24 protein-coding genes are annotated in these 24,824 nt (G+C 45.4%); 5 read left to right on the plus strand and 19 right to left on the minus strand.

Features of this window, described 5'->3' with window-relative positions; genetic code table 11:
• Positions 1-8: 8 nt before the first annotated feature.
• The 12 genes from J2Z66_RS12925 to J2Z66_RS12980 all read right to left on the minus strand — a co-directional run bounded on the left by J2Z66_RS12925 (position 9) and on the right by J2Z66_RS12980 (position 10,585).
• Entirely contained in the window at positions 9-878 is an 870-nt protein-coding gene (locus tag J2Z66_RS12925; RefSeq protein ID WP_209971825.1) for an alpha/beta fold hydrolase, read from the minus strand.
• Positions 875-1,528, minus strand: coding sequence for a TetR/AcrR family transcriptional regulator (locus J2Z66_RS12930; RefSeq protein WP_209971826.1), 654 nt, complete (start codon positions 1,526-1,528; stop codon positions 875-877). The genes J2Z66_RS12925 and J2Z66_RS12930 overlap by 4 nt, the downstream gene beginning before the upstream one ends.
• A 208-nt stretch (positions 1,529-1,736) precedes the next feature.
• Complete coding sequence (locus J2Z66_RS12935; RefSeq protein ID WP_209971827.1) at positions 1,737-2,699, minus strand: ferredoxin family protein; 963 nt, start codon at positions 2,697-2,699, stop codon at positions 1,737-1,739.
• A 558-nt stretch (positions 2,700-3,257) separates the two neighbouring features.
• Positions 3,258-5,003: a phosphoenolpyruvate--protein phosphotransferase gene (gene ptsP / locus J2Z66_RS12940; protein ID WP_209971927.1), complete on the minus strand. Its 1,746-nt coding sequence runs from the start codon at positions 5,001-5,003 to the stop codon at positions 3,258-3,260.
• Positions 5,003-5,272 (minus strand): HPr family phosphocarrier protein, encoded by a 270-nt coding sequence (locus J2Z66_RS12945; protein ID WP_245375502.1) that lies wholly within the window; start codon positions 5,270-5,272, stop codon positions 5,003-5,005. The genes ptsP and J2Z66_RS12945 overlap by 1 nt, the downstream gene beginning before the upstream one ends.
• A 2-nt stretch (positions 5,273-5,274) precedes the next feature.
• Entirely contained in the window at positions 5,275-6,024 is a 750-nt protein-coding gene (locus J2Z66_RS12950; protein WP_245375503.1) for a creatininase family protein, read from the minus strand.
• Positions 6,021-6,656, minus strand: coding sequence for a bifunctional 4-hydroxy-2-oxoglutarate aldolase/2-dehydro-3-deoxy-phosphogluconate aldolase (locus J2Z66_RS12955; RefSeq protein ID WP_209971828.1), 636 nt, complete (start codon positions 6,654-6,656; stop codon positions 6,021-6,023). The genes J2Z66_RS12950 and J2Z66_RS12955 overlap by 4 nt, the downstream gene beginning before the upstream one ends.
• A 9-nt stretch (positions 6,657-6,665) precedes the next feature.
• Complete coding sequence (locus tag J2Z66_RS12960) at positions 6,666-7,586, minus strand: phosphotriesterase family protein (RefSeq protein WP_209971829.1); 921 nt, start codon at positions 7,584-7,586, stop codon at positions 6,666-6,668.
• Between the two features lie 55 nt (positions 7,587-7,641).
• Positions 7,642-8,913 carry a PTS ascorbate transporter subunit IIC gene (gene ulaA, locus J2Z66_RS12965; protein ID WP_209971830.1) on the minus strand — a complete coding sequence of 424 codons (1,272 nt, stop codon included), beginning with the start codon at positions 8,911-8,913 and terminating at the stop codon, positions 7,642-7,644.
• Between the two features lie 2 nt (positions 8,914-8,915).
• Positions 8,916-9,206 carry a PTS sugar transporter subunit IIB gene (locus tag J2Z66_RS12970; RefSeq protein ID WP_209971831.1) on the minus strand — a complete coding sequence of 97 codons (291 nt, stop codon included), beginning with the start codon at positions 9,204-9,206 and terminating at the stop codon, positions 8,916-8,918.
• Positions 9,207-9,309: 103 nt separating this feature from the next.
• Complete coding sequence (locus J2Z66_RS12975) at positions 9,310-9,747, minus strand: PTS sugar transporter subunit IIA (protein ID WP_209971832.1); 438 nt, start codon at positions 9,745-9,747, stop codon at positions 9,310-9,312.
• 85 nt (positions 9,748-9,832) lie between these two features.
• Entirely contained in the window at positions 9,833-10,585 is a 753-nt protein-coding gene (locus J2Z66_RS12980; RefSeq protein WP_245375504.1) for a GntR family transcriptional regulator, read from the minus strand.
• Positions 10,586-10,840: 255 nt separating this feature from the next.
• On the opposite strand from J2Z66_RS12980, the gene J2Z66_RS12985 reads away from it, so the two are divergent.
• From J2Z66_RS12985 to J2Z66_RS13005, 5 genes are all read left to right on the plus strand, one after another.
• Positions 10,841-12,877 (plus strand): serine hydrolase domain-containing protein, encoded by a 2,037-nt coding sequence (locus tag J2Z66_RS12985; RefSeq protein ID WP_245375505.1) that lies wholly within the window; start codon positions 10,841-10,843, stop codon positions 12,875-12,877.
• A gap of 168 nt (positions 12,878-13,045) precedes the next feature.
• Entirely contained in the window at positions 13,046-13,732 is a 687-nt protein-coding gene (locus tag J2Z66_RS12990; protein WP_209971833.1) for a response regulator transcription factor, read from the plus strand.
• Entirely contained in the window at positions 13,716-15,089 is a 1,374-nt protein-coding gene (locus J2Z66_RS12995; RefSeq protein ID WP_245375506.1) for a HAMP domain-containing sensor histidine kinase, read from the plus strand. Before J2Z66_RS12990 ends, J2Z66_RS12995 begins: the two co-directional genes overlap by 17 nt.
• 519 nt (positions 15,090-15,608) lie before the next feature.
• Positions 15,609-15,998: a VOC family protein gene (locus J2Z66_RS13000; RefSeq protein ID WP_209971834.1), complete on the plus strand. Its 390-nt coding sequence runs from the start codon at positions 15,609-15,611 to the stop codon at positions 15,996-15,998.
• A 263-nt stretch (positions 15,999-16,261) separates the two neighbouring features.
• Positions 16,262-17,479 (plus strand): MFS transporter, encoded by a 1,218-nt coding sequence (locus J2Z66_RS13005; RefSeq protein ID WP_245375507.1) that lies wholly within the window; start codon positions 16,262-16,264, stop codon positions 17,477-17,479.
• A gap of 78 nt (positions 17,480-17,557) precedes the next feature.
• Here the strand turns inward: J2Z66_RS13005 and J2Z66_RS13010 are convergent, their stop codons facing one another.
• The 7 genes from J2Z66_RS13010 to J2Z66_RS13040 all read right to left on the minus strand — a co-directional run bounded on the left by J2Z66_RS13010 (position 17,558) and on the right by J2Z66_RS13040 (position 24,660).
• Positions 17,558-18,448, minus strand: a complete 891-nt coding sequence (locus tag J2Z66_RS13010) for an Rpn family recombination-promoting nuclease/putative transposase (protein ID WP_209971835.1) — start codon at positions 18,446-18,448, stop codon at positions 17,558-17,560.
• Between the two features lie 170 nt (positions 18,449-18,618).
• The gene (locus J2Z66_RS13015; RefSeq protein ID WP_209971836.1) at positions 18,619-20,274 is read right to left on the minus strand and encodes a ribonuclease J; all 1,656 of its coding nucleotides are present in this window, start codon (positions 20,272-20,274) and stop codon (positions 18,619-18,621) included.
• Positions 20,275-20,462: 188 nt separating this feature from the next.
• Positions 20,463-21,080: an NUDIX hydrolase gene (locus J2Z66_RS13020; protein WP_209971837.1), complete on the minus strand. Its 618-nt coding sequence runs from the start codon at positions 21,078-21,080 to the stop codon at positions 20,463-20,465.
• Positions 21,081-21,176: 96 nt separating this feature from the next.
• A complete protein-coding gene (gene pdaA, locus J2Z66_RS13025) occupies positions 21,177-21,971 on the minus strand; it encodes a delta-lactam-biosynthetic de-N-acetylase (protein WP_312894544.1) in 795 nt (264 codons plus the stop codon).
• A 305-nt stretch (positions 21,972-22,276) separates the two neighbouring features.
• The gene (locus J2Z66_RS13030; RefSeq protein WP_209971839.1) at positions 22,277-22,417 is read right to left on the minus strand and encodes a hypothetical protein; all 141 of its coding nucleotides are present in this window, start codon (positions 22,415-22,417) and stop codon (positions 22,277-22,279) included.
• Between the two features lie 325 nt (positions 22,418-22,742).
• The gene (locus J2Z66_RS13035) at positions 22,743-23,648 is read right to left on the minus strand and encodes a zinc ribbon domain-containing protein (RefSeq protein WP_209971840.1); all 906 of its coding nucleotides are present in this window, start codon (positions 23,646-23,648) and stop codon (positions 22,743-22,745) included.
• Between the two features lie 67 nt (positions 23,649-23,715).
• A complete protein-coding gene (locus J2Z66_RS13040) occupies positions 23,716-24,660 on the minus strand; it encodes a helix-turn-helix transcriptional regulator (RefSeq protein ID WP_209971841.1) in 945 nt (314 codons plus the stop codon).
• Positions 24,661-24,824 lie beyond the last annotated feature (164 nt).

Genomic DNA, 24,824 nt, shown 5'->3' on the forward strand with positions numbered 1-24,824 from the left:
GTTCAACCTCAGGCTTGAAGAAAACGAACGATCTCCTCATTGATGACCTCAGGCTGCTCATGGTTAATGCCATGTCCGGCGTTCTCTATTATTTTATAGTAGATTTGATGTTTTTCCAAATTTTGAATAGACTTCGGATAATGGCTGAGCTGGTCATATTGGCCAATTAGAAATAAGGCTTTTTCTTTTAATATACCTATTTCCTCATGGGTGAACTTCCTATATGTATGATGCATCATGGACCTGTTATTAAAATATTTCAGCAGATAATTCCAGTGCAGCATGAGCTCCCTATTTTTCTGAAACACATCAGAGCCAGGCGCGGTTAGCTTCTTTAGCAGCCTTGCTGTATTTTTTTCACTGGGAAATAAAGCCTCCGGCATAAAAATCATGAGCATTCTAAGCATATTCAAAGTAATTCCACCGGCCATACTGACGATTTTATTGACCCTGTCCGGCCTTTTTATCGTGTAATGACATGCCAAATAGGAGCCGTTCGATACTCCTGCCAGATGAATTTTACTGTTTATATCCAGCGATTCCAAGATGTCATCCATCCACAAAGATTGCTCGAAATTTTTCATATACTGCTCATTAGGCTCGCTTTTCCCAGGTCCCCCCATCGTATCGACAGCAATTACCCAAAAATGCCTGGCCAGCTCCTGAATATTATAAATCCACATTAGAGCCGAGTTATCGCCAACGCCGTGAAAAAGCAGCAAAGGAGGGCACTCGCGTCTGCCCGCAACAATCACATGGGTTCGCCCATACCTGGTTTCAATATCCAATTCCTCAACGCTTTCGCCCCATGCTGCGACAAGCCTCTCATAGGATTGATAGATAAGCTGCTTTCCCTCTTCCTTTTTAAACCTTTTCATCGTCCCTCCTCTTCCCGTAAAAAGCGCAGCACGATTTCCACCGGCGGGAAAGGAATATGCTTTCCGTTTTGCATCCTTGTGATTCCAAGCCCTTGGATAAATGAAAAATAAGTGATGGCCAGCATCATCGGGTCACCTTGCACGATTTCACCCGCTTGCTGCCCTTCTATTAACATCGGTATAAAATACTCAAAAGGCTTTCTCGCCAGCTCCTTGGATATTCGTTTTGCTTCCTCAGGTATAGCCTCCGAAGTTGTCGCTTGAAGCATAATCAATCTCCAGTGCTGCATCGCTATACTCTCAGGTGACAAGAAAGCTTCTGTAAGCCAATATATTCTCTCATATGGAGTTCCCTGAAGCTCGGCTGCATATTTAACTGAATTTCCGGCGCCTTCTGCTGCCAGTTCAACAATTTTCGTGAAAATATCATCCTTGGATTTAAAATAATTATAAATATACCCTTGGCTAAAACCCGCCTTGGCTGCTATATCTTTGATCTTTGTTCCGACAAGCCCTTTTTTGGCAAAAACCTCTGTCGCATGCAGGATGATTTGTCTCGCTCCCTGGTCCGGAACCATTTCCTCAAAACCTTCATTGAACCTTTTCTCCAGCTCTTTGCTTTCTTTGCTTGCTTTATTTTGCTGAGTCATAATACATGCCTCCATTGAATGAATGAGTGAATTGATTAACTAATATATTGATTGAAAGAATGAATGAGATGTTTATGAATGAACGTTCATTCATAATTTAACTGAACTATGCCTAGTTGTCAATGACAACCAGGCAGTCTGTTATACGCGGCATGCACATGGGATATGGGAATGGACAAGTGAGTATGGTGTGCAGCCCCACACTCATCTAGACAGGACGGATTCCATACTGCTGGGCTTCTCTCGCGTCACTGCCGCAGCCACCCGAAATCACAGTACCCTTAACGTAAACCTCAGCTTCATACGTCCCCCTATCCTTTTGATCCGGAGAAACGTAATCGATTTTGACAACAGCCGTGCTTTCGTCCTTGAGGTCATGGCTAGCAACCTTGTCATAATGAATCCAGTCCCATCCTTTTTGGATAAAAAGCTCACGTTCTGCTACTTGTTCGAAAGCTCCTATTCCCCCCAAGCCGCGGTAGTTGCGGCTCATTTCAGAGAACGTCCCGCTTCTGTGGACCAGATTATCAAGTGCAGCAGAAGTCAATTGCGCCCAGCAGCGCCCTTCCGGAAAATCAATCAAGGTCGGTGCATGCCGATGCCCCCCAAAATGACTGACTCTCCAAGCTCTGACTTGCCCCTCTGACGTGTACTTCTCATCCAATTCCTTGTAGATCGGGTATCCAAACTTGCCGCAGCATAGGTCATGACTTCCGTGTGTACACACGAAGAAATCTCTTATTTGTGAAGTTGGCTGCACATAGCCCTCGAATTGTGACAATTGGCTCCCATTCTGAAGAATGGCCTCGGTGAGGGCAATCAAATCTTGATGCGGAACGATGTATTCGTGTTTCTCAAAAAATGTGCTCGAAGAAGCAGACTTGTACATATGAAAAACCCTGACAAATCCATCAGGGGATCGGTGCGACTCCGAAAAGAAGGCCAGAAAGCGAAACATGCTCCCCTTCTTGCTGTATTCATTCAACACCTCATACAGCCCCGCGGGGATATGTTTGGAGTCCCTCAAATTATCTGCCCAGGGCAGCTGCAATTCAACTAGCAGGTATTGTCCTTGCGGGCTAGCGGATCCTATCGGATCTTCTTCATTTTGCCTAGAAATAACTGCACAATATTGATCTTTAAGAGCTGTATTAGCGTCGCTTGAGGTCATGATAAGTATCTCCAGTGCTCGCGTATTTGCGTTATTTTTGCATCATGTTTGTGTCATAAATTTTTCACAGCATTTTGGACAATGCTACGTAAGATCTTATGTATAATCTTATGTATGATCTTATGTATGATCTTATGTACAATCTTGTATACGATTTACTGCTATTTGTGCCACCCAGCTGATGAGAATTCCTATCAATCTAAACATTATTGTAAACAAAAGCCCGTTAAAAAGATACCCCTGCCGCATATAGCTCCCTTAAGCAAATGATTGATGCACCAAACTCTTCTAAGCAGCTTCGATTTGGCCCGATCAAACGTGAGCCGGCCTCCCTGAGTGAAAGGGATAGTGATGATAATGAAAATCTAGAATCCCTTACAGATTCCCCGATTTTAATGTATTAACACAACAACACCTTACAGCTTTACAGCAATAAATTATAAAACCATAAAAAAAAGCTGCCCCCCGTCATTACGACTTAAGGGGCAACTCTTATTCTAGTATGCTCCAGCTCTGTTTTCCTTGAAATCCATTCCCTATACAAATGCTATCGCCAGCCTAATTATTGTCTGCGTCCTGCGACTTCTCCAGCAAGCGTAGTACCTCTTCCTGTGTATCCAGCCCCAGCGCCTGCTGGGCGATTTCCCGCAGCTTTGCATAATCCATGCCGCGAACCAGATGTCTTGCCTTGAGCACAGAGGATGCACTCATGCTTAGTTCATCGATGCCAAGGCCGACAAGCAGCGGGATCGCTTGCGCATCTCCAGCCATCTCCCCGCATACACCGACCCATTTGTTGGCGCGGTGTGCTGCGTCCGCGGTCATTTGAATCAGCCTGAGCACCGCGGGGTGGAACGGCTGATACAAATGTGAGATTTTCTCATTCATACGGTCGCAAGCAAGCGTATATTGAATCAGATCGTTAGTGCCAATCGAGAAAAAATCGGCTTCTTTGGCCAGCTGATCCGCGATCAAAGCAGAAGACGGGATTTCAACCATGATGCCGATGGGAATATGTGCTGCGAACTGAATCCCTTCCGCTTGCAGCTTGGCTTTCTCCTCTTCAACCAGAGCCTTTGCTTCCCTCAGTTCGGTAACTGAAGCGATCATCGGAAACATCATATGAACGCTGCCATACGCGCTGGCCCGCATAATCGCCCGGATTTGGGGACGAAACAAATCTTGCCGGTCCAAGCAAAGCCGGATCGCACGATGACCGAGAAATGGATTCATTTCCGGATCCATCGGCAGGTAAGGCAGTGATTTGTCTCCGCCAATATCCAGAGTCCGGATGATGACCGGTTTAGGCGACATTCGTTCGGCTGCTTCCCTGTAGGCCTTGAACTGCTCTTCCTCATCAGGCAGCGAGCTGCGGTTCATATATAAAAATTCAGTACGGAACAAACCGATTCCTTCCGCACCAACACCCAAAGCACCTTCCGCCTCTGCAGGAGACCCGATGTTAGCAGCGATTTCGATCTTCCTACCGTCTTTGGTTATGCTTGGTTCATGGATCAGCGCATGAAATGCAGCTTTGTCAGCCAAAAACTGTTCTCGCCTGCGCTCATATTCTATCGTTTCTTCCTCAGTAGGCCGAACGATTACCATACCGTCTATGCCGTCGACAATGATCATATCTCCCGGATTCACCACCTTGGTTAGACCGGTTACCCCGACGACTGACGGGATATCTAATGACCTGGCGATAATAGCCGTATGTGAGGTCTTGCCGCCGATTTCAGTCGCAAACCCGGCTGTGCTACCCGCGGTAAGACTTGAAGTATCTGCTGGTGTCAAATCGTGGGCAACGAGAATGCATGGAGCTTTTTGAGCTTGCTGCAAGAATGACGTCTCTGCGATGCCAAGCATTTTTTTCAATAACCGTTCCTTCACATCACGTACGTCCGCTGCACGTTCCCGCATGTACTCATTTTTCATATTTTCGAACTTGGTGATAATGATGTCGAAATGCTGCTCCAATGCGTATTCAACATTTACCCGCTCACGCTCGATAAGCTGTACTACCTTTTTTCTCAGGGAAGGATCCTGCAGCAGTGCCATATGCCCTTCGAAAATTTTTGCTTCCTCAGGTCCAAGTCTTTTGCTTGCTTCGGTGTGGATTGCCTGCAAATCAGCATGGGATTCGGCGATCGCCTTGTCCAAGCGCTTGTTTTCGGCTTCCACATCCTCGATTTTCCGCTGCGGCACAGTGAGCTCGTCCTTTGTTTGGATCGAGACTGATGCGATGGCAATGCCCTCCGATGCCCCAATGCCCTGCAGGCGAACCGAGCCTGTCTCCACCATCACGACTGTCCGTCCTTCCCATTGAAAAAGGCCGTGACCGCATCCATCGCCGCCTGCTCATCTTCCCCTTCAACCGTCACCTGAAGCTCATGCCCCTGCTCCGCACCCAGCATCATAATTTCCATCACACTTTTGCCATCTGCTGTTTCGTCGTCCCGTTCAAATTGAATGTCGCTCTGGAATTGAGCCGTAATCTGCACTAAATCATTCGCCGGTCTGATATGCATGCCTTCTTCAAATAAAACTGTTACTGTTTGACGAATCATCATGTTCACCTCTCTCTGCTGATTGTTTGCCGGTAAGCTTCTTCCACCAATTGAGTCATTTCCTCTACAAAAAGCCGGAGCATAAGCTCTCCTTTTTCCTTGGAAGCCAACGTCGCATCGCCATACACACCACTTTGGCTTAAATCACCGAGAGACAGGGTCGACTTTCCATACAAATTCGGTTTTTCCGGATATTCACGAACCGCCTTGTCCATCTGGACGCATTCCGGCTTGACCGCCAGCATCAGTGACGTTTCAAATTCACAGGCGTGAATCATGCCGTGCCACATGCCTGAATCGCAATACTTCTCAATGATGGCGGACAGATTAGGATAAAACAAATAAATAACCTGCATATCCAATTCGTCCTCCAGCTCGCGTGCTGCATATTTCATTGAAGTATTGTTGGCATCATGGCCATTAACGAGCACAAGCAGTTTAGTGCCATAACGCGCTACACTATGCGCCACATCCTTAATCACCGCTTCGACATGATGCTGCTGCAAAGATACGGTGCCCGGAATATCCCGCCATACCCATGAATATCCGAAAGGAACCGCCGGGAGCATTGTCGCTCCGGTCTGCTCACATAACCGCCGTGATAAGGCTTCGGCCAGAAATACATCCACCCCATTAGGAAGATGATGACCGTGCTGCTCGGTAGCTCCAAGAGGCAGAACAGCTACGGGATAGTGCTGCAGGGCTTCGGCCGCCTCATCTCTTGTCATATATAACAATTCATTCAGTTTATTCATGATCCGTTCAACCCTTTTTCGTGAAGTATGTTCATGTATTGTTTGGCCCGCTCACGAATGGTTGGAATTTGCTGCTGTGTGGCACCGCGAGGCACCAAGTCGTTACCGATGGCGAAGGAGGAGCAGCCTGCCTCATAGAAAGAGCGGATGTTGCCCAGGTTGATCCCCCCAACAGCCATAATGTGGAGATGCGGAAACGGCCCTTGTAAATTTTTGATAAAGTCGACCCCGGCACTTCCAGCTGGAAACAGCTTGACGATTTGCAGACCTTCTTGTACAGCCTGCATCATGTCAGCCGGGGAATATACGCCTGGGAATATCTCTACGCCAAGGGACTTTACATATCGCACCAGCTCCCGCTCCCAGCCAGGAGTGATCACATATTGGGCTCCAGCTGCAATAGCCCGGTCCGCTTGTTCCTTATGAACTACAGTTCCTACGCCTAACCGCAGCCTGTCGCCGAATGTCTCAGTCAATATTTTTATGTTGTCCAGCCCTTGCTTCTCTTCACTCAAACTAACTTCCAGCCACTCTATGCCTTCGTCCATCAACGCTGCCACGATAGGAACAATCTCATTGGAATCAACGCCACGGACGATACTCATCATAGAACCTTTTTGTAATTGTCTCATAATTCCCACCTACTCAAACTGCGCCAGCCAACGAGCCGGGTTTTTCACAAAAATAGTATCGATCTGTTCCTGTGTAATCCCCTCCGAAAGCAGACGGGGTATAAACTTCTGAATAATAAACTTGAAGCCTGGACCTCCGCCATACCCATGCAGGTAGGATTGACGCCCCATATCTCCTGAAAGCAGCAATTGTTCGATAAAGCCATGATCTATCATGTTTTTGATCAGCATGACACGTGTACTGTCCGGATAATATTTAACTTTGCTTGCACCATCGAATTGAACATAAGCCCCGCGGTTAGCCAGCTGCAAGTGATAGTAAGGATCCGCGTTGCGGTCGCTATGTCCGACAGCCACTTTGGTCAAATCGACGTTTTCTTCCTGCAAAATATCGAGCATTTCCATGCCCATCGTTCCAACTTCTGTGTGCAGCCAGACTGGCGCGTGTGTTTCTTTTTGCGCTAGCGCTAAGGCACGGGTTGTCTTCTCTTCCAAAGGATGAATCATCTGCAGCCATGAACCTGACTTTAAGATACCCGCCTTAGCGTCGCTTCCATCCATTCCCTGCGTTACATCAGACGCCATCCGCTGAGCGATTTGTTCAATCGTTTCCTTCTCCACCCAATCCGGAAAATAAATATGCTTGTTAAAGCCAGTTGTTCCTACAACGTGAACGCCCGTTTCCAGCGCCATCTGTTTCAGCTTACCACCATCTCTGCCATAATCTAACGTCGTTGCGTCGACAAGTGCCTGACCGCCAGCTTCTTTAAAGTTTTGCAGCTCTTGCAGCGAGGCATCGTAATTGGTCAGCTCCAAATCGCGATCCTTTTGCATTGGAGGCGGACAGCACCATAAATGCTCGTGACTATAAGTAAATCCAAGCTCTTCTTGTGTGATATCTCCCAGTACAGTTCTAATTTTTTTTGTCATCTCTACCACTCCTATACCGATTTATTTCTGATCTTAATTCTGATCTTAATTCTGATTAACCCGCACTCACACCAAAAATCATTCCAACCAACCGCATAATAATCACAACAATAATTGCATCAGGGGAAGCGAACCACAAGCCCTGCACACCATATTTACTCATATCGACAAGCGGATAAGCCAAGGCAACTAATAAAGACCATGTAAAGCCTAGGAAAAAGCCGGAGAAAATGGCACCACGTGAGCCACCTGCCGCATTTCCGAACACGCCCGCAGCACCGCCCATAAAAAACAGGCCAATTACAGAAGGCAGCACGACAACCGGGAGGAAACCTGAGATAAAGGTGACAATCAAGCCGCCCACCATAGCTGCGATAAAGCCAAGTGTTACGGCAACCGGAGCAAATGAGTAGAAAACGGGAACATCCAGTGCCGGCTTGGCGCCTGGAACGATTTTTTCACCGATGCCCTTGAATGCAGGGATGATTTCACCCAGAAACATACGAACACCTTGCAGCAATACCAGAACCCCAGCCACAAAAGTCAATGCTGTCATGATCGAGAATTGGTAAGCATTCTGACCCTTTGTAATCTCTGTCATTGTTGCACTGTCCACAAAAGCAGTAGTAATGATAAAAATTGCGATCATCACCAGTCCCATAAGAACGGACATGTCCTTCAAGAAATCGATCGATTTCGGTACTTTAATATCTTCTGTGGATTTCTCCTTGTTCCCAACAAGCCCGCCTAACCAGCCGGACAAGGAAATCCAGGAGCTGCCCCAGAATCCGATGGCAACATGATCATTCCCGGTTACTTTACGTACAAATGGCTGCGAAATGGCCGGGAACAGAACCATACAAATCCCTTGAATGACGGAACCAATGGCGATAGCTGTCCATCCCGTAATTCCCATCTGATCGAGCGTTATAGCCATCGTACCGGCAAAGGAAAACATCATATGCCCTGTCAAAAATATATATTTCCACTTCGTAACCCTAGCAATAATTAAATTAATGATAAACGAGAAAATAAGAATAAAGGCTGTTTCTCTTCCCAATAATGTCTGTACAGCAGCAACCAGTGAGTTGTCCTCTGCCACAATACCCGTTAAATGAAACGCTTCCGTGAACATTGTACTGAATGGAATTAATGTAGATACAATGATATTCGAGCCCTGCTGCAAAATAATAAAGCCTAACAAAACTTTCAACGTTCCTTTGATAATATCAGATACGCTTTTGCGAAGCGCAATCAACCCGACAGCAGCAATAATGCCAAGAATAATGGCCGGGTTGCTCAGAATGGAAGTAATGAAAGTCAGCATCGTTATTTATCCTTTCCAGCTTCAATAGCTTGAAGTGCAGGCAGCACTTTGTCTTGAATTTCTGCCTTGTTCAGTAAATTGTCAATCGATATCACTTGCACACTTTCATCTTGGAGCTCTCCGGCAATTTCGCTTGAGGCTACCATCAAATCGCAGCTTTTGCCTTTGGCTGAACCAAGATCGACGGCTTCCCCATCCACTTTAATCCCATGCTTTGCAGCCATATCCTGAATCTCCATCAGCAGCATCAAGCTTGTCCCAAATCCCATTCCACACACGGTTACCACTTTCATTTTTATCATCCTCTCATTTCAATATATGTTTGGGGTGAATTCTATGACGAATCCAGAATGAATCCGCCAAGAATCATATTTGGTAATATTTGTAATTTTAAATTTAGGACTGCTGCACGACTGACAGCACTTGCCCGGCGTTTTCCGCCTCTAATATTTCTTTCAGCTTCACCTCGTCTGACAAAATAGAAGCAAGGGCTCGCAGCATTTGAATATGGGCTTTCTTGTCCACCCCAGCAATCGCACAAACCAATTTCACAGGATCATTCTTGGCATGTCCAAAAACAATGGGCTCCTTCAACCGGACTAACGACAAACATACTTCTTTAACGGTTTGATCGGGCCGTGCATGAGGCAAAGCTATACCAGGAGCTATAACAAAATACGCTCCCAGCTCATGAAAGGCCTTAACCATCTCTTCAACGTATGCCTGCTCTACCTTGCCTTCCTTCACTAACAGATCGCCTGCGATCCGGATCGCATCAATCGGTGATTCCACATCAACGTCCAGTTGAATGACCTTTTCACTTAACGGCAGCATGACTAGTTCCTCCCTTCATTCATACTTCATACCTCATACCTCATACCTCATACCTCATACTTAATGTTACAAGTTGTTAACTATATTAAAGACTGCGGGAACGGCTATTTCCGGAAAGGCGAATAGAGTATTGATAACGGTCCGCTCTGGCAACCAAATCCACGACCTCGATAGGCTTCCCATCCGCCAAATAGGACGTACGGACCACATGCATAACTGGAGAATATTGCTCTATACGAAGAGCCAGCGCTTCAAGATCCGTGGCTTCACGAGCACTGACAATCTCCTCGGCGTCCGAGAAACGGATTCCATACTTTTTTTCGAGATCATCATATAAGGACTCTGACTCCAAACCTGTTTCCACAAACCCAGGTATATAGGATGCCCTGAGGTAATTAATCATAACCGCAATAGGTTCCCCATTGGCATAACGAATACGTTTAATGGATACTAATTTTTCATTAGCCGCCAATTGAAGCTGCTGCACTAGCTTACGTGAGGGTCTCACCTCTTGGATTTCCAATCCTCTGGTTTCGGTTTGTTTCCCCAACTGCTGCATTTCTTCAGTCCAGCTAAAAATCCGGCTCATATCCTGCGTTATTTTGGGGGATTGCACGAATGTGCCACGACCTTGCTGCTTCATGACGATTTGTTCATCAACCAATTCATCAATCGCCTTGCGAACAGTCATACGGCTAACTTGATACATCTCTTCGATTTCGGATTCAATGGGGATCATATCCCCTGGACTAAAATTGGCTTTGATGTAATCCTTCAAATTCTCCTTTAACTGAAGATATAGCGGCATCCCCGATTCCCTGTCTAATTGCTTCACCATTCCACCCCCATGTATTCATTATGATCTATGACGTTTGAATTCGTTTTCTTGAGTTTATATTATATCATTATACCCTTTATGTAAATAAATATTTATTCATTATAATGAAAATATTATTTCCAGTTGACTTCCCCATACTTGATACAAAAAGAAAATACGGATAGTTCACTCTCCGTTCATAACTTTTTGATAAGCTTACCAAAGATCGAGACAACAGCTGGATCAAAAATATACGCTGAAATGTGGGGGCTCCTAATGCTGACAACTAAGAAAATGAAACATGATCGTACAAGACATGCCAAAACCGGGATGTTTACAATGGCAGCAGCTATGAAAAAGAAACTTGTCGCCGGGTTGATTTTACTGGCGTTTCTGGTAACGGGAACGGGATCAAGCTTGTTCTGGGTGCAGGGATCTGTCTTTGCGGCAGTTGGCGAAACATCCTCGCAAGCTGCTGAGCCGGATGCAGCACCTGCAGATCTGAACGACCCTGCCGCAGTTGCAGCGTTTATCGACAAAGTGATGAAATCGAACATGAATACGTTCAAAATTCCAGGGGCGGTCATATCGATCGTAAAGGATGGCAAGCTCCTGTTCACCCAAGGTTATGGACATTCCAACATTGAAGAAGGAAGCCCGATCGACCCTGAGACCAGCCTATTCCGGATCGCATCGACAACGAAGCTGTTCACTTGGACAGCGGTGATGCAATTGGTCGAGCAGGGCAAAATTGACCTCGATACCGACATCAACAGTTACCTGAAAACAGTAAAGATACCAGATACCTATGAGCAGCCCATTACGATGCGCCATCTTTTGACCCATACTGCAGGGTTCGAAGAAGGGGGCGTTGGCTATCAAATCACCACAGATCCTAAGAAATTGCCCGTGTCGATTTCCGAGACTCTTGACAAACATATGCTGGCGAGGGTGAGGCCGCCCGGCGAAATAGTCTCTTATTCCAATTATGGCGCTGCCTTGGCAGGATTGATTGTGGAAGAGGTTAGCGGCCTGCCTTTCGACGACTATATTCAAAAACATATTTTCGACCCACTCGACATGAAATATGCGACCGTACAGGAGCCTGTACCAGCGTCATTAGAACCTTATTCAGTCCTTGGCTACGCAAGTAAGAACGATAGCTTTGTCAACGAGCCACCTACGTTCGAAGGCGGATTCCGTCCCGCCGGATCAGGATCGGTCTCTGCAATCGACATGGCCCATTTCATGATTGCCCATCTCAATAAAGGAAGCTACAAAAACAAGCAAATTCTGAATCCGGAAACCGCGAAATTAATGCATTCGACGGCTTTCCAGCTTCATAAACAATTACCGGGCATGGCTCTTGGCTTTTACGAGCTAAATATGAACGGACAGCGTGTGATTTCTCATGGCGGCGCCGACACGCTGTTCAATACTCAGCTTTATCTTGTTCCAGATAAGCAAATCGGCATTTTTGTATCGTATAGCGGCGGTGAAGGCGGAGGGGCTGCGGAAAATCTGGCAAAAGCCTTTTTCGATCACTATTTCCCGGCACCGGAAATCCAAATCCCGCCTTTGCCTTCCAACATCGCGGAAACCTTACAGAAATATGCCGGTTCCTATAAATTCACCCGCCGCAACTTCAGTGATATAGATAAATTTTTTAGTTTTATGGTAGAGATGAAAGTAACCATTTCCGATGACCAGCTGTCTATTGGAGAGGGAGAGGAACGCATGCTGTTCGCGTTGATCGAACCGAATTTGTTCCAACAAGTTGGAGGACCGCACCAGCTTGGCTTCCGCACCAATGCATCGGGAGAAATCACTCAAATGGGCTTTGACTTTATGCCAGACTTGCCACTCGAGCGCGCAAAGCTGATGGATCAAACCAAGTTATGGTTTCCCCTGCTCGGTGCAGCGGTTGTCTTATTTATTTCCGTTTTGATCGGATTTGCCATCCGTATCCGCACTGTTAACAAGATGGATGGGCCTCAAAAGCGGGCAGTCTGGCTCTCTGTGGCCACCGCTGGTTGGGTACTGTTAACCTGCATTTTGACAGTTACTTTGCTAATGAACATGGACACATTGGAACGGCTGAGCAGTACCTCCACTTCCGTGAACATCTATCTGATCATGCCGATTATTTTTCTCGGATTGACTGTCGCCTTACTTGTTTCTGCAATCATGGCCTGGAAAGATAAGTATTGGACTGTTTTCATGCGCGTGTATTACACCCTTGTGGTGCTAGCCGCAATAGCTTTGAGCCTGTTTTTCTATCACTGGAACTTAATAGGATGGCAGTTTGGTTAACTCCAAACCGCTCGCAGATCAGAGGATGGTCATTCTTTATCGGGATGGCCATCTTCCGCTGCCGGGCAACTCACTATTCACAACTCGCTATTCACAACTCACAGTGAGAGTTTTCAAGGCAGCGCAATTAACGGTATAATTATATCCATCGAAAGGGGTAACGTTCTCATGGCCAAAATACTTATAGCGGATGATGATGCTCGCATTCGTGAGCTGATGTCCTTGTTTCTGCGTAATGAAGGCTTTGAACTCGTAGAAGCCAACAACGGTGCCGAAGCCCTCTCCATCGTGGAGAATTCCCGGGTAGACCTCGTAATCCTTGACATTATGATGCCGGAAATGAACGGTTGGGATTTGTGCAAAGAGATCCGTCAGAGGGATTCGAATATCCCACTATTGATGGTGACCGTCAAAGCAGAAGCCGCTCAGAAGGTGAAGGGCTTTCAGCTTGGAACCGATGATTACCTGACTAAGCCGTTCGACCCGATGGAGCTTGTAATGAGAGTCAGGGCGCTGTTGAAGCGTTCCATGATCGTTTCCTCCCAGACCATACAATTGGGCGGGTTACTGCTGGATCGCCGTGCTTATAAAGTCACTCGCGGGGACGAATTGCTGAATCTGCCCTTAAAGGAATTCGAGCTGCTGTTTTTGCTGGCCAGCCAGCCGGGTCAAATATTCACGCGGGAACAGCTCATCACACAAATATGGGGAATGAATTATGAAGGCGATGACCGGACCGTCGATGTCCATATCAAACGGATAAGGGAAAAGTTCGCCGATGATGGGCAGCATTTTCATATTGAATCAGCCCGCAGCCTTGGGTACAGGTTAGTAACCCATGATACCCATGATTAAAACCTTGTATGCCCGTATAATTCTAACGTTTCTGGCCGTTATTATCTTTAGCCTGCTTGCATCCTCTCTGATCGGACTCGGTTTATTCAAGAAAAAAATAAACGAATTAGGGCATATTGAAATGATTGCAGTGGGCGAGGAAATCGTTCAACTTTATGAACAGACGAAGCCTGAGGATACAGATAGGTTCATCAAACGTATGGTTAAGCTGTCTGCTTATCCGATTCATTTATTCGATGAAGCTGGAGCAGCCACGTTCTACGGTCTAAATAATAATAGTATCGTTCAAATTTCACAGGAAGCGATTCAAGAAGTACTGCAAGGCCAATATTACCGCTCGTCTGTCAAGGAAGGAGAGACGTTCATCGGTATCCCCTTTCAATTCGAAGGGAAGCGGCATGCTATGTTTCTGCAGTATTCCTCTGAAAACGAAGATTTGATCAATCGTATGCTGCTGATTATTCTGCTGCTCGCACTATTGATGGGAAGCTTGTGCATTCTCATTGCCGCCAGATATTTGGTGAACCCGCTCAAGATGTTGAAGCAAGCGACCAAACGGCTGGCGAAGGGCGACTTTGATGTCGAATTAAAAATGAAACGCAAGGATGAAATGGGAGAATTGGCTCAGAGCTTTAATGAGATGGCCAGTGAGCTTAAGCAGCTGGAGCTGATGAGGCAGGATTTTGTTTCAAATGTATCTCACGAAATTCAAACACCGTTAACGTCCATTTCCGGTTTTGCAAAAGCTTTAAAGTACAACAATCTGGTTGCAGAGGGCGACCGTATGTATTACCTGGACATCATTATTGCCGAAAGCGTACGACTGTCCAGGCTTGGCGACAATTTACTTAAACTCGCTTCTCTGGATTCGGAACATCATCCTTTTGAAGCAGTCACCTTTAACCTCGTCGAGCAAATCAGACAAATTGTTGTCACATGCGAACCTCAATTGTTGGACAGAAACATTCACATTGACCTGAAGCAGCCTGCTGCTTTCAAAATAACCGCCGATGCGGACCTGCTTAATCAAATATGGATGAATTTAATTGGGAATAGTATTAAATTCACGCCAGAAGGCGGAATGATCCAAATCGGTATCAGTCACACTTCGAATGAAGTTGAGGTTTCAATAACCGATACCGGGATCGGCATTTCACCAGAGGAAATTGACCACATTTTCGAACGGTTCTATAAAGCAGACAAGTCGCGAAATCGCAGCAACAACGGCAACGGCTTGGGACTTGCTATCGTCAAGAAAATGGTCTCGCTTCATCAAGGAAGCATCCAGGCGAAAAGCACGCTTGGGCAAGGCACCACAATAATCGTGAAACTGCCGATTGTTCCTCCTGTTGGTTGATTAATGTTGTTAAGCTTATTTCTTTTGTTCATAACGTTGGTGCATAGAGAGGGAATGGCTGTGGGCTCCAGCCGCTGTTAAAGATTTGTTCCCTGAATGGAATATATAAGGTTGGAACAAATCTTTAAATGCGGACGCTAACGCTCTTCCACCCACACCCCTTCCCTCTTCCCTCTTCCAGCTGTAATCGTACAAACACCAAACATAAATGGACAAATAGCTAGGATTTTCTCTTTGCTGGAGGATATCCCCTAAGAGGAATACTCTAGGAACACAGCGAGCGCAGCTGAGAAGGATTTGCTACTTTAGCGATGTTTTTCATCGCTAAAGGCACCAGGTCCTCTCCACAACCTTACTTTAACGATGAAAAACATCGTTAAAGTGAAGTACACGCCCCATTCGGGGGAGGCAATCTGATATGAGATTGGTATGAGGTTGGTATGAGACTGGTATGAGGTCTGATGAGATTGATACGGTGATTGCTCACCCCAAAAAACTTAGCAGAAGGGAAGATATTCTATGGTAAAGTTGGCTCCATATATTTTTTCTGAGAATGCCAGGGAACAGGGCGAATTCTATGTAAAAGCGCTTCGCGGCGAGATTGTAAGTGTTCAGACCTTCGGAGATGCACCAAAGGCACCTGAGGAAATGAAGGAAAAGGTGATGCATCTTGTGCTTCAGGTCGGCGGGCTGCAAATTTTCTTGGCTGACTCCACATCCATTGTTTCGGGTAATCAGCTTGATCTGACGCTTGAATATGGGACAGAAGAAGAAGCCCGGGCAGTATTTGCAGGGCTTGCTGAGGGTGGAAATGTGATAATGGCATTTGAACGCATGTTCTGGGGCACTATGTTCGGCCGTATTCAAGACCCTTACGGCGTCCGCTGGCAAATCGTAACGGCCAAATAAGATAGAAACGAAAAAAAACCTTCAATCCACTAGTCTGTGGTTATGGAGGTTTTTTTGTTCAAATTGCTCTGTAATAAGCCCTTACTCCCTGAGCTCTCAGAATGATCCGTTTGAAGGATGCTCCTCGGACAGTTGGATAATTGGACTGTAAGAAGTAAATATTATTACAGTTATACATAAAATACATAAACCATTATAAAGCCAAAAGGATCACCTATAGCCTTACACTAGCATTATCACTAAATCATTGCAGGAGGATCAACTTGGAAAGCTCAAAAAAATGGGACCTGCTCGTTTTATCCTCCATTCCTCTCGTTATGACACTCGGTAATTCCATGCTTATTCCCATTTTGCCACAAATACGCAATGAGCTGCATATTAGCAACCTCCAGGTTAGCCTCTTGATCACGGTATATTCGGTTATGGCCATCCTATTGATTCCGATTGCCGGGTATTTGTCAGACCGTTACGGCCGGAAGGTAATTATTATACCAAGCCTCATTATTACCGGCATCGGTGGTGCCATTTGTGGATTTGCCGCTATTGGCATGGAAAACTCCTACGGGCTGATCTTGACAGGTAGGCTCATACAGGGAATAGGCGCCGCAGGAGCCATGCCTATCGTCCTTCCCCTTGTAGCTGACATGCTCAAAAGCGATGATCAAATCAGCTATGGCTTGGGTTTAATCGAAACATCCAACACTTTCGGGAAAGTATTAAGTCCTATTGCCGGCTCAGCTTTAGCCTTGATCGCATGGTATGCTCCCTTTCTAGCCATCCCTGTTATCTCACTGGTGTCCCTTCTACTTGTCATATTAAGGATTAAAGCTCCCCAGAACGGGAAATCGCCGATTCGACTGGGCAAATTTCTCAAAGACACTTTACAGCTTTATAAACAAAAGGCACTGTGGCTTACTGCTGTATTTATTAGCGGGGGAATTACTATGTTTGTCTTGTTTGGGCTCTTGTTTTATTTATCTGAAAAGCTGGAAGACACATTACAGATCAAAGGAATCGTGAAAGGCTTTATTCTCGCTATTCCTTTAGCCATACTTTGCCTTGCTTCATTTATCACTGGAAAAATGATCGGCAAACATAAGAAATTAATGAAGTGGCTGCTTGTTTCCAGCTTTTGCATTGCAGTAGTTGCAATTGGGGGCAGTATTTTTTTCGATAAAATGTATGTACAAATAAGCTGTCTAAGTACTGCTGGACTAGGCATCGGCATGGCTTTACCTTGTTTGGATGCATTTATTACGGAGGGTATCGACAAAGAACAGCGTGGAACTATCAGCTCCCTTTACAGCAGCATGCGATTCGTTGGAGTGGCCCTTGGCCCCCCGCTCGCCTCTGTGATCATGGCACGATCCGAACATTTATTGTTTATCCTCATGACAATCTGTAGTGCTGCTGGAGGCTTACTAGCTTTGTTGGCGATCAAACCAGGTGAGGCAACTTCACTAAATAAAAAAGACGCATGATCAAAAAGAAACGGGCCCAGTCAAACAATCACTGGGTGTCCCTCAGGCTTACTACCAATATTGCTGGATTCGATCGAGTTATTTTTTTTCGTGCGCAATCCGTTCGACCTCTTGAAGCGGCAATTTTGTCAAGCGGGCTACATCCTCGATCTTCATACCTTCTTGCAGCATTTCTCTCGCCACTTCAGCTTTTCCTTCTGCTTTTCCTTCTGCTTTTCCCTCTGCTTTTCCTACTTCTTTTCCTCGAGCGATGCCATCTGAAATCAGACTGTTGCGTTCAATGATTGAATTCTCCCGCGCTTCATAAAGCCTCAGAGTTTCTTCGTCACTGCTAAGCCATTCCAAACGTTCTTCCGCCATTTTGATATCACGATCCATTTCCATCAACTCCTTCAGCGTATCATCTGAAATTTTTTCATCCATAAATAAAAGCCATCTGTGCAGAGGATCATTAAAATTCTTTTTAACTTTGAAAAATTTTGTTAGTTCAATGAAATGTATCTCGACATCTTCTGTCAGCATAAAATGCTCTTCGTGATCCTCGTATAAATGAAAAGTGCTATGAAACCGTTCTATAGATAGCATGTTGAAATTCAAGATATTAATTAAAATGGTTTTCTTTAAGTCTTGATAATCTCCACCTGATTTGATCGTCTCGAGGTACATTTTGCTAAAATAAAACAAAGTACGTTTCGCCATATTTCGTTGATCTGTAAGCTGTATTTCTATATCAATTTGCATGCCATCCATTGTTTTCGCTCGAACATCTAATCTTCCCGTTTTATCATCGATTCTTTCTTTGGTAAGTTGTTTATTTTCTATGACTTCCAAATCCGCCAGTCGTTCTGAGCCCTCTAAGCGCAAAATAGCATTAAGTAAAGCAATCAGACTTTGCTTTGATTCAGAATCTCCAAACAGCTTTTGGAAAATAAAATCATTGATGGGTTTAAGTCTTTTCAGAAAAGTCACCCCTTAATCTTTTGTAATAATTATACCATTTTTCCGTCTTTTTCACACGTACAAAACCCATGATCTGCAGCACAAAAAAAGCAGCCCCGCCTGTACTCCGAAAAGTTCAATCGATGAGCCTGCTTTACTTTTTTACTTTTTTTACTTTTCCACTTTTTTCTCGTTTTTAATTAAACCTCTATGATAATAGGCAAAATGACTGGTCTTCTCCCCGTATTCTCATAGAGAAATTTGCCCAGAACCGTTTTCACACTAATTTTTAGCGTGCTCCACTGGTTGATATTTTCTTCCTGTAGGGTGTTAACCGTGTTCGTTACGATAATAGTCGCTTCATTAAAGAGGCTTTCGGAGTCCCGCACATATACGAATCCTCGGGATATAATATCCGGGCCAGCCAAAATCTTGCCTTCAACTTTACACAGTGTAATGACAACAACTAGGATGCCGTCCTCGGAAAGATGCTTCCGGTCTCGCAAAACGACAGTTCCAACATCACCTATCCCCCAACCATCGACAAGTGTGTTGCCCGCCGGTACTTTTCTATGCTGAAGCGCCACCTTGTCCTCTATGTCCACAACATCCCCAATATTCACAATGAAGATATTATCCTTCTCCACACCCACTGATTCTGCCAATAAACCATGCTGATGCAGCATGCGGAACTCCCCATGGATAGGAATAAAATATTTAGGCTTCATTAACGTAAGCATTAATTTCAGCTCTTCCTGGCTGGCATGTCCCGAAACATGCATACCGAAAACAACCTTAGCCCCCAGCCGGAATAAATTGTCTACGACACGAGCGACATTCCGTTCATTCCCGGGTATCGGAGTCGATGAAAGAATAACCGTATCCCCCCGTAAAATTTCCAGCTGGCGAAAGTTTGAACTGGCCAAGCGGGCCAGCGCAGCCATAGGCTCTCCCTGGCTTCCAGTACAGAGAATAGCAATCTTGTCAGGAGCTATATCGTTTGCTTCTTTTGCTTCAACCAGCATGCCTTCAGGAATATGAATATAACCAAGATCTGAAGCGATTTTCACCACATTTATCATGCTCCGGCCCACTAAGGCCAGCTTCCTATTTGTCGCAAATGCAGCGTCAACCACTTGTTGAAGGCGGTGAACATTGGAAGCGAAGGTGGATATAAATACTCTTTGCTTCGCTTTTCCGAATAACTCTTCAATATGCTCCCCTACACTGCGTTCGGATGGGGTAAAGCCCGGGCGCCCGGCATTAGTGCTTTCTGACAATAAGGCTAATACGCCGTTTTTTCCAATATCAGCCATTCTATGGAGATCTGGAAATTGATCATTCACAGGAGTTAGATCGAACTTGAAATCTCCAGTATGCACAACCGTACCTTCTGGTGTTTCAAAAACAACTCCCAAGCAATCTGGTATACTGTGATTGGTTTTGAAAAAGGTCGAAGTGATATCGCCCAGTTGAATGCTGGATTCAGAGTTAATTTCAATCAGCTTTGTTTCCCCGTGAAGTCCGGCCTCTTTAAGCTTGCCCTCAATGAGTCCTAAAGTTAAACGCGTCGCATAAATAGGCATATTCAATTGTTTTAAAATATACGGTATGCCTCCGATATGATCCTCATGTCCATGTGTAACGATTAAAGCCCGGACCTTGTCGCTGTTTTCCAATAAATAAGTAATATCCGGAATAATCAAATCAATGCCTAATAAGCTTTCGTCGGGAAACTTGGATCCACAATCGATAACAACAATATCCTGGTCGTATTGGATCACATACATATTTTTTCCAATTTCATTAACGCCTCCTAGGGCGAAAATGGATAGTTTATGTTTTGCAGCGCTCAAGTCAGGAGTCCCCCTATCGATGACAAACTTTTATTAATTTTTCCATAAGTAGAGAATTTTATGCTTGCTTCGAAATCAGCTGACTGCAACACCACAAATCGTGAGCACAAAAAAAAAGCGAAGTCACAGCATGACTCGCTTCCGTTAGGTGCGGCTTTCAGCGCCGCGGATCATTATTTTTGAATGCTTCAATCTAAAATGACAGCTTTTTCCGGATTTCGCAGAAATTCAAACATGGTTTTGACCTGGGCCACCGTATTTCGTTCAGCAGAAAGCACAGGCAAATGCTCCTCCTCAAAAAAACCAACCTCGCTCGTTTCCAAGCCGCCCGCAGCCTCTCCACCAGTGATCTGACACAAAATAAACAATTTGTATATATGGTAAGGCTCCGGCGGGTGACCGTGAAATTTCTTGTCCAGTATGGCCAGCAGCCTGATGGGGATAGCTTGATAGCCCGATTCTTCCATGATTTCTTTAACAACAATTTCTGAAGGTGAATAGCCGATATCGGCCCAGCCTCCGGGAAGCGCCCAAGCCCCATCCAGCTTCTCACGAACAAGCAGAATCTTGTCGTCCTGGAAGACAACTCCACGAATGTCCACTTTGGGTGTTGCATAGCCGGTCTCTCCTGCAAAAGCAAGAGTAAGGATTTCCTTATCCACTTGTGTGTAAGAAGCCAGAATATCTACACTGATTTGCCTTAGTTCCTCATAGCGTTCAAGATCATAGGCGTCCTTGGTATATGTAATCCCCGTCTGAGCTATAGCCTGTATACGCTTGGCCCATTCCAGCCAATTACTGTTCATAAGTCTCCCCCTTGCCATGTAAAAATAAAGGATAGCCTGATTTTCAAACTATACCGCAGCTATTTATACTTTGCAATGAGGAAGACTATCCGGCAATCAATAATGTCTGCTTTCCATTTGGTCCAGGCTTTTGAATTCATAGCCCTGTTTCCTGGCATCGTCGATTATTTGTCCCAACGCCTCCGTGTTGTCCTTGGACACCGAATGCAGTAAAATCACCGCACCTGGATGAAGCTGTGACATCACCTGTTGATAAGCATACTGCGAGCCTTTTTGCTGCTTGGTCTCCCAGTCTCTATAGGCAATCGACCAGAATACATTCGTATATCCCTGTTCCCTGCTGAAGGCAAGCGTCTTTTCACTAAAAACACCCTGTGGGGTACGCATATATCGCATATCCAGCTGCCCTGTAACATTGGCCACTTCTTCCTTCACCTTATCCAATTCGGTCCTGATAGCTGCTTGATCCAAGCGCGACATATCCGGATGGCTCCATGAGTGATTGCCGATCAGATGCCCCTCGTTCACCATCCGCTTCATCAGCTCCGGCTGCTCCTTCGCATAAGGACCTGTTACAAAAAAAATAGCCGGAACCTTTTTATCCCGCAAAGTGTCCAATATTCGGCCAGTAAACCCATTCTCATAGCCATTGTCAAATGTCAGAAACAGCTCTTTCTTCTCCGGATTGCCTAGAAAAATAGCGTCATGCTTTTGCAGAATCTGCTTGAAGCCTTCTTCATTAATGGAGGGAAGCGCTCCGTTTTTGCTTTTTTTGAACCCGAAGTGATACGGCTTCCCTCCTTGTGCAGCAACGATACCAGGCGATAGGACCATACTGGATGCCAGTCCGAATAAAGCCAGCATAACGGTTACTAGTACTATTCTTTTTATTCTTACAGGGGCTAATCGCTTCATGTTCCTAGTCTCCTTTTAGACAATGGATGGTAAGACATTTTAGCTTTCGCTTACCGTACACGGATTATTCTCAATGAGAAAAACGCCCTTCTTGGGCGTCCTTTGAGGAGCGTATTTGTGACTTGGGTGCGTTGTGGAGGGAATGGCTGTGGGCTCCAGCCGCTGTTAAAGATTTGTTCCCTTGAATGGAATAGATATGGGGGTGGAACAAATCTTTAAAGGCGGACGCTATCGCTCTTCCGCCCACAGCCCTTCCCTCTTCTCAGCTACAATCGCACGAATCACACGAACACCAAGCTCAAACGGACAGCCAAGCTAGGGTTTTTCTCTTGGTTAGAGGAGATTTCCCAGCTGACGCAGGCGCTGGGGATGAAGAGAGCGCGCAACTGAGAAGGAACTGCTACTTTAACGATGTTTTTCATCGTTAAAAGCACCAGTTCCTCTCCATAATCTTACTTAACGATGAAAAATATCGTTAAAATCTCTTTTTACCGACCAAAGGGGCCATCCGACCTCTTTTAACGATGAAAATCATCATTAAAGTGATGATTGGCCTGGAAACATTTGGTTTAACGTTGAAAAACATCGTTAAGTGAAGCACTCTCAAACGGACTGCCAGCAGAGGCTGCTTTCCTGAGGGAAAGGGATAGTGACGACAATGAAAATTTGGATTTACTTACAACTTTCATTAATCAAACATCTTACCCTCATAACACTCTCCTAAAGATAGCTGCCCACATTTAAACATCACTTTTTATCCTGCGATTGTACCGCAATATAAATGTCAACCTGGGCATCCTCCGGATTCGAGCTGCGCTCATCATACAATTCAAAATCACCAGTAAAAGTACGCTCCAAGTCTGTAACGGCCGCCGACCACTGCCAAATTGCTTGCCAAGCCTCGATTACAACCTTATTCATCGGACCCTTCGCTGTTGTAAACACTGCATACCTTGCTGCTGGTAATGTAGTAACTGCCATTCCTTCTGGTATGTTGGCAAGCGAACTGACACTCGCTCCTAAAAGGATTGTATACTCCCCAAAAGCTCCATTCTCATAATCCGTGTAGCACCCGAAGATCGCATTTCCATTCGTATCCGCATTCGTATTTCCATTTGTATTTGCATCCGCATTCGCATTCGTATTCGCATTTCCATCAGTACTACCTTCCGAACCCACTTGAACTGCAGCCCCGCTCCGCCCAGGAATGTTCTCTAGTACAGATTCTTGCCAGAAGCGTTCCCAAAGCTTTGGAATCTGTGCCTCTGCCGAGGCCGAAAGCTCATTAGCATTTGTAGTCCTTGCGGCTATGCCCATTAAGTGAATTTCCGCTTTTTCTACAAAATAATCGGGCTGGGCATGCTTGCGTTCACCCTCTCCATCCTCTCCGTCCCCAGGAGAAGACCATCTTTTCAGATTGGGCAGGTAACTCTGCATCATCGTTCTTGCCGCCTGCTCCTCCATGCCCTCCTTAACCATAATCGGGACGCAAACCTCAATCATCTCACCAAGCGTGAGCTCTGGCTGTGTAAAAGCACCGTCCTCATAGCAATACTTGCAGTATTCGGTCACTTTATTATTTTCTTTATCGGTTCCGTATAAAGCCTCATCAGGCATTGGCATTCCGCAGCTTTGGCATACGTATGAGTTCATCGTGTATTCCTCCTAATTGGTTATAGCTTCAGTATACAAGCAGTAACCTGACAGCTCTCTGTCAGGTTTAGCATGTACGCTCATATTTATTTACGATGCCTTCTGCGATCTTTTTTATTTTTTCACGTATATGAGCGGGTTCCAGCACTTCTACTCCTTCTCCAAAGCTGAGAATAAAGCCGTACAGCCAATTGTCCTCTGGAAAAGCGACCGAAACCGTATACCTGCCTTCGCCATCCTCCAGCAAACTCTCCACTCCGAACCACTCTTCCGCCAAATGCCGCACCTTTGCATGAAAACGAAGCTGCAGCGGGGTCCCCTGCTCAGGTGGCTGCCACGATTTTGCCCAGGGCATATCTTCCATTGAAATGGGCTGACGGACAAAATAAAGCTCATGAATCACAACGTCCTTCATCCGAAACAGCTTGAATAAACGGAACTGCTCCCGCTGGCGGCAATAGGCGTACAGGTACCATCTTTGTTTTTTCAATACTAATGTATATGGCTCCACACTGCGCTCCGTTACATCTCCATCAGCATTGCAATAGGTAAAAGCTACAACCTGGAGCTGCTCTATCGCCTGCTTTAGCTTATTTAGCTTCTCCTCCATCAGCCCTTGGTCACCCCAGGACGAGAAATCTACAATGAACTGCTTGGTTTTGAATTCGAAGTCATCGCTCTTTGAAGCCGGAATAATACTGTTGATTTTCTCCAAAAGCATTTGATTTTCATGGCTGCTGTACGAGGTGGAGATGCTCCGAAGAGCCGTAACGATAGCTGCCAGATCATTATGCGTCAACAAATTGCGGTCTAATCGATACCCCTCCACAAGACCAATACCACCACCCGCTCCCGGGTAGGTCATGACCGGAATTCCCGCATGATCAATAACATCTATATCCCGATAAATTGTGCGCACCGATACTTCAAATAGATCGGCCAATTCTTTGGCCTGAATTCTTTTCCGGTTCATCAATAAAATAACGATGGAAAGCAAGCGATCAATTTTCATAAATAATTCTCTTTTCTATACATAATTACGAACCAGGATAGCTGCATTGAACTTATCATGCGGATTATTGCAGTGTCAATAAAGCAAAAATGGAGCAGCAAAATTGTACAACAAATTGACATATCACCGCGCATAGTGTATATACTTAATATATACACTATGCG

Origin of the sequence: Paenibacillus eucommiae (assembly GCF_017874215.1) — a bacterium.
Lineage (GTDB): Bacteria > Bacillota > Bacilli > Paenibacillales > NBRC-103111 > Paenibacillus_AI > Paenibacillus_AI eucommiae.

What these genes read in the sequence shown, in the direction of transcription:
- J2Z66_RS12925 (WP_209971825.1), bottom strand. Translation starts at nt 878, where the DNA reads ATGAAAAGGTTTAAAAAGGAAGAGGGAAAGCAGCTTATCTATCAATCC.
- J2Z66_RS12930 (WP_209971826.1), bottom strand. Translation starts at nt 1,528, where the DNA reads ATGACTCAGCAAAATAAAGCAAGCAAAGAAAGCAAAGAGCTGGAGAAA.
- J2Z66_RS12935 (WP_209971827.1), bottom strand. Translation starts at nt 2,699, where the DNA reads ATGACCTCAAGCGACGCTAATACAGCTCTTAAAGATCAATATTGTGCA.
- ptsP (WP_209971927.1), bottom strand. Translation starts at nt 5,003, where the DNA reads ATGGTGGAGACAGGCTCGGTTCGCCTGCAGGGCATTGGGGCATCGGAG.
- J2Z66_RS12945 (WP_245375502.1), bottom strand. Translation starts at nt 5,272, where the DNA reads ATGATGATTCGTCAAACAGTAACAGTTTTATTTGAAGAAGGCATGCAT.
- J2Z66_RS12950 (WP_245375503.1), bottom strand. Translation starts at nt 6,024, where the DNA reads ATGAATAAACTGAATGAATTGTTATATATGACAAGAGATGAGGCGGCC.
- J2Z66_RS12955 (WP_209971828.1), bottom strand. Translation starts at nt 6,656, where the DNA reads ATGAGACAATTACAAAAAGGTTCTATGATGAGTATCGTCCGTGGCGTT.
- J2Z66_RS12960 (WP_209971829.1), bottom strand. Translation starts at nt 7,586, where the DNA reads ATGACAAAAAAAATTAGAACTGTACTGGGAGATATCACACAAGAAGAG.
- ulaA (WP_209971830.1), bottom strand. Translation starts at nt 8,913, where the DNA reads ATGCTGACTTTCATTACTTCCATTCTGAGCAACCCGGCCATTATTCTT.
- J2Z66_RS12970 (WP_209971831.1), bottom strand. Translation starts at nt 9,206, where the DNA reads ATGAAAGTGGTAACCGTGTGTGGAATGGGATTTGGGACAAGCTTGATG.
- J2Z66_RS12975 (WP_209971832.1), bottom strand. Translation starts at nt 9,747, where the DNA reads ATGCTGCCGTTAAGTGAAAAGGTCATTCAACTGGACGTTGATGTGGAA.
- J2Z66_RS12980 (WP_245375504.1), bottom strand. Translation starts at nt 10,585, where the DNA reads ATGGTGAAGCAATTAGACAGGGAATCGGGGATGCCGCTATATCTTCAG.
- J2Z66_RS12985 (WP_245375505.1), top strand. Translation starts at nt 10,841, where the DNA reads ATGCTGACAACTAAGAAAATGAAACATGATCGTACAAGACATGCCAAA.
- J2Z66_RS12990 (WP_209971833.1), top strand. Translation starts at nt 13,046, where the DNA reads ATGGCCAAAATACTTATAGCGGATGATGATGCTCGCATTCGTGAGCTG.
- J2Z66_RS12995 (WP_245375506.1), top strand. Translation starts at nt 13,716, where the DNA reads ATGATACCCATGATTAAAACCTTGTATGCCCGTATAATTCTAACGTTT.
- J2Z66_RS13000 (WP_209971834.1), top strand. Translation starts at nt 15,609, where the DNA reads ATGGTAAAGTTGGCTCCATATATTTTTTCTGAGAATGCCAGGGAACAG.
- J2Z66_RS13020 (WP_209971837.1), bottom strand. Translation starts at nt 21,080, where the DNA reads ATGAACAGTAATTGGCTGGAATGGGCCAAGCGTATACAGGCTATAGCT.
- J2Z66_RS13030 (WP_209971839.1), bottom strand. Translation starts at nt 22,417, where the DNA reads ATGAAAAACATCGTTAAAGTAGCAGTTCCTTCTCAGTTGCGCGCTCTC.
- J2Z66_RS13035 (WP_209971840.1), bottom strand. Translation starts at nt 23,648, where the DNA reads ATGAACTCATACGTATGCCAAAGCTGCGGAATGCCAATGCCTGATGAG.
- J2Z66_RS13040 (WP_209971841.1), bottom strand. Translation starts at nt 24,660, where the DNA reads ATGAAAATTGATCGCTTGCTTTCCATCGTTATTTTATTGATGAACCGG.